Here is a 4,567-nt window from a genome sequence, read left to right on the forward strand (position 1 = left end):
CCCGGGCCGAGCTCGTCATCGCCCTCGAGGCCTGGCACGAGGTGATCCCGGACTACCGGCTCACCGAGGGCGTCGAGCTCACCGAGCGGGGTGGCAGGCCGCGGCAGCCACCACTGATCCACAACGGAGAGGTTGTCTATCACGCCGGATCAGGTGTTTCCCCCGGCAGGGTGGCGGGACCGAGACTCGTCGGGCCCGTCCACCCTGCGAGGGAGAACCCGTGCGTCGCATCCTGACCAGCCTGCTCGTCCCGTTGCTCGCCGCGCCGCTGGCGGCCGTCACGACCGCCGCACCGGCCCGTGCGTACGACGTGCCGGAGCCCGGCATCCGCAACTACGTCGCGCTCGGTGACTCGTTCACGGCCGGTCCCCTGGTCCCGTTCTTCGCCGACGTGCCGTGCGTACGGTCGACCAACAACTACCCGAGCACGCTGGCCGTGAAGCTCGGCATCTACGACACCGGGTTCCGTGACGTCTCCTGCAGTGCGGCGGACACGACCGCGATGGAGGGGCGCTTCGCGCCGCCCGCCGGGCTCGGCACCACGGTCGCGCCGCAGTTCGACGCGCTGCGACCGGACACGGACCTGGTGACGATCGGGATCGGCGGCAACGACGAGAGCTTCTTCGGGACGATCATCGGGGAGTGCCCGGACCTCGCGTCGGCGGACCCCGACGGCAACCCGTGCCAGCGGAAGTTCACTGCCGACGGTGTCGACACCCTCGCCGCGATCATCCCGCGCACCGGCGCTCGCGTCGCCCGGGTGCTGGAGGCGATCAGGGAGCGCTCGCCCCGCGCCCGGGTCGTCTACGTCGGCACCCTCCGGCTGCTGCCCGCCAACGGCATCCCCTGCCCCGACGTGCCGCTCGCCAGGGGCGACATCGCGTGGGCCGACGGGCTGCAGCGGAAGCTCAACGAGGAGATGGCGCGCGTCGCGGCGCGGCAGGGCGTCGAGTTCGTCGACGTGTACGGCGCCTCCCTCGGCCACGACGCGTGTGCCGGTGACGACGCCTGGGTGCAGGGCGGCTGGGTCAACCTGTTCAAGGCCGTCTCCTGGCACCCGTTGCGCTCGGGCATGGACGCCGTCGCGCAGATGGTCCACGAGAAGCTCAACGGCAAGGACCTCGCCGCCGGCCGCCTGGTGACGGCCTCGTCCACCGAGAGCGGGCTGGCGCCCTCGCGCGCTGTCGACCGGGACCCCTACGCGCGCTGGGCCAGCTACCACTGGCGCGACGGTGAGTGGCTCGCCGTCGACCTCGGCTCCCGGCAGACCGTCCGGCGCCTCGAGCTGAACTGGGAGGACGCCTGGGCCCGTGCCTACCGCGTCGAGGTCTCCGACGACGGCCGCACGTGGCGCACGGTGTGGTCGACCATCAACAGCGACGGCGGGCACGACACGGTCCGGTTCCCGGCGACGACCGCTCGGCACGTCCGCGTCGTCGGGGTGACCCGCGCGACGTGGTACGGCATCTCGCTGTGGGACCTCGAGGTCTACCGGACCTGAGCCGCCGCCGTCGCCGCACGCCGCGGTCGGGAACTAGCATCCGATCATCGACATCCACGTCCGCAAGCTCCGCCAGTTCATCGTGGTGGCTGAAGAGCTGCACTTCAGCCGGGCTGCCGCGCGGCTCTACGTCGCGCAGCAGGCGCTGAGCCGCCAGGTCAAGGAGCTCGAGGAGGAGCTGGGCGCGACCCTGTTCCGCCGCAGCACCCGCAGCGTCGAGCTCACCGCCGCCGGCCGCGCCCTGCTCGAGGGTGCCCGAGCGACGGTCGAGGCGTGGGACCGGGCGGTCGCCCGGACCACGAGCGCGGCCCGCGCGGAGCAGGGGGTGCTCCGCGTGGGCTCGTGCCCGGCCGCGGCGCTCGAGCTGACCAGCCCGATCCTGCGCGAGCTGGAGGAGCGGCTCCCCGACGTCGAGGTGGAGATGCGCGAGCACCTGCTCACCGACCCCTCCGCCGGCCTGCTCGACCACTCCGCCGACATCGCGTTCGTCCGGGTGCCAGCCACGCTGCCCCGGATGGAGGTGGTGCCGCTGTTCACCGAGCCGCTGGTCGTCTCGGTCGCCACCGGCCACCGCTTCGCCGAGCGCGACCGGGGCAGCGTCGCCGAGGTGCTCGACGAGCCGATCACCGTCTCGCGCACGGAGGACGCGGCCTACCGGGCGTTCTGGCAGCTCACCGGGTTCCGCGACAAGGCCCCGGCCGTCCTCCTCGACCACACCTCGGTCATCGAGGAGGGCATCCTCGTCGCGTCGGGGCGGGCGGTCTCGGTGACGGTCGCGGCCGCCGCGCGGTACGGCGGACACCCGGACCTGCGGTTCGTCCCGATCGTCGACGCCCCGCGGTCGACGCTGGCCGTGGCCCTGCCGGCGGAGGAGCCCAGTCCGCTGGCGCGCGCGTTCGTCGACGCGGCCGTCACGGTCCGCGACCGCGAGGCCGGCCTGGTCGCCGCGATCGAGGACCCGGAGCTGTAGCCCGGTCACCTCGCCGGCGTGGGGTGCCGACCAGGTAGCCCTGCTGTCCGGCCAGCACAACGAGTGCGGCGGACCTTGTCGGATCCGGACAACGCCGTGCGCCAGCGGTCGGGTCACGCTGGGGGCATGACCGCTGACCGTGTGCCTGCCCCTGACCACGTGGCCGTGCTGGGCGCCGGGATGGTGGGCCTCTCCACCGCCTGGTTCCTCCAGGAGCGCGGGGTGCAGGTGACCGTGATCGAGAAGTCCGCCGTCGCCGCGGGCTCGAGCTGGGGCAACGCGGGCTGGCTGACGCCGAGCATCGCGGTGCCGCTCGCGGAGCCGTCGGTGCTGCGCTACGGGCTGCGCGCGGTGCTCAGCCCGAAGTCCCCGGTCTACGTGCCGCTGACCACCGACCCGCGGCTGCTGCGCTTCCTCGCCCAGTTCGCGCTGCACTGCACGCAGCGGCACTGGCAGCGGTCGATGCAGGCGCTGATCCCGCTCAACAACGGGGCTCTCGACGCGTTCGACCAGCTCGAGCGCGGCGGCGTCGAGGCGCGCACGATGGCGGCCAACCCGTTCACCGCCGCCTTCCGCACCGCCGAGGACAGCCAGGCGCTGCTGCAGGAGTTCGAGCACATCGAGGCGAGCGGGCAGCGGGTCGCGTTCGACGTCGTCGACGGCGACGTGGCACGCAAGGATGAGCCGGCGCTGTCCGAGGAGGTCGGCACCGCGATCCGGATCCGTGACGAGCGGTTCATCAACCCGCCCGCCTTCGTCGCCGCGCTCGCCGCCTCCGTTCGCGCCCGCGGCGGCACGATCATCGAGGACGCCGGCGACCGCGCCGTCACCACGACGCCGACCGGGGTGCTGGTCGGCGAGGACCGCTACGACGCCGTCGTGCTCGCCACCGGCGCCTGGCTCGACCGCGACGCCCGCCAGTACGGCGTCCGCCGGATCATCCAGGCCGGCCGCGGCTACTCCTTCACCGTCGACATCGACGAGCTGCCGCGCGGCCCGGTCTACTTCCCGACCCAACGGGTCGCCTGCACGCCCGTCGGCGACCGGCTGCGGATCGCCGGGATGATGGAGTTCCGCGACGTCGGCGCCCCGCGCGACCCCCGCCGCATCGACGCCCTCGTCGAGCAGGCCGGGCAGCTGCTGGCCGGCGCCCACCTCGACGAGCGCCACGACGAGTGGGTCGGCGCCCGCCCCTGCACCGCCGACGGCCTGCCGCTCGTCGGGGCGACCCGCGACCCCCGGGTCTTCGTCGCCGGCGGCCACGGCATGTGGGGCATCACCCTCGGCCCGGTCACCGGCCGCCTGCTCGCCGAGCAGGTCGTCACCGGCCGCACGCCCGACGCCCTCCGCGGCGTGGATCCGCTGCGGTAGTCCTGGTCCACTTGCGCGAGCGCGTCGCCTGCTGATGGCGCGAGCGTGTCGCCTGTCGACGGAACGACACTCCGGTGGGTGGCACAGTCCGCCTGGCGGCAGGCCTTGGGTTCGCTGCGGCCTGACTCCCGAGCTCGTCGCCTGCTGATGGCGCGAGCGAGCGTGTCGCCTGTCGAGGGCGCGCAGGCACTCGCTGAGGCTCGGCCGCGGGCATCCGTCGACGCGCCTTCGGCGCGGGCGCCACGCTGCCGCGCCGCGGTTGGCTCCGGCGGATGGTTGGGTTGGCCTGGCGGCACGCCTGACGTAGGTGGTCCGAGCGTTCCTCCCGGTGGTTGAGGTGCGAGGCCGCCCGCGGCCGAGCCTCGAAATCTCCGGGCCGTGATGGCGGACTGTGGCGGGCACAGTCCGGTGCACCGGGCCACTGGTTTCGAGGCTCGGCGCTAGCGCGCCTCGCACCTCAACCAGCGGCGGGTGCCGGCGCTGCCGCGTGCGGGCTGGATCCGGTGGATGGTTGGTCCGCCTGACGGCAAGCCCTTTCCCGGTGGTTGAGGTGCGAGGCCGCCCGCGGCCGAGCCTCGAAACCTCCGGGCCTGTCAGGGGGGTGGGGTTGGCACTGACCGGCGCAAGGGGCAGTGAACATGCCTGTGACCCCGCCGGTGGGCGGGGTGTGGGGCTTGGGAGCTAGTAGTCGTCGGGGTGGAGGCGGCGCGGGGTGTCGAGGACCC

At 73.7% G+C, this 4,567-nt stretch carries 3 protein-coding genes; all 3 read left to right on the forward strand.

The genetic code is table 11. The features are described 5' to 3' along the window. The first annotated feature begins 220 nt into the window (after positions 1-220). The 3 genes from L615_RS02345 to L615_RS02355 all read left to right on the forward strand — a co-directional run bounded on the left by L615_RS02345 (position 221) and on the right by L615_RS02355 (position 3,842). Positions 221-1,501: a GDSL-type esterase/lipase family protein gene (locus L615_RS02345; RefSeq protein WP_186449683.1), complete on the forward strand. Its 1,281-nt coding sequence runs from the start codon at positions 221-223 to the stop codon at positions 1,499-1,501. Positions 1,502-1,553: 52 nt separating this feature from the next. After that, entirely contained in the window at positions 1,554-2,471 is a 918-nt protein-coding gene (locus L615_RS24010; RefSeq protein WP_315897767.1) for a LysR substrate-binding domain-containing protein, read from the forward strand. A gap of 126 nt (positions 2,472-2,597) precedes the next feature. Beyond that, positions 2,598-3,842 (forward strand): FAD-binding oxidoreductase, encoded by a 1,245-nt coding sequence (locus L615_RS02355; protein ID WP_145723990.1) that lies wholly within the window; start codon positions 2,598-2,600, stop codon positions 3,840-3,842. Positions 3,843-4,567 lie beyond the last annotated feature (725 nt).

The organism is Nocardioides sp. J9, from assembly GCF_007829375.1.
Classification (GTDB): Bacteria; Actinomycetota; Actinomycetes; order Propionibacteriales; family Nocardioidaceae; genus Nocardioides.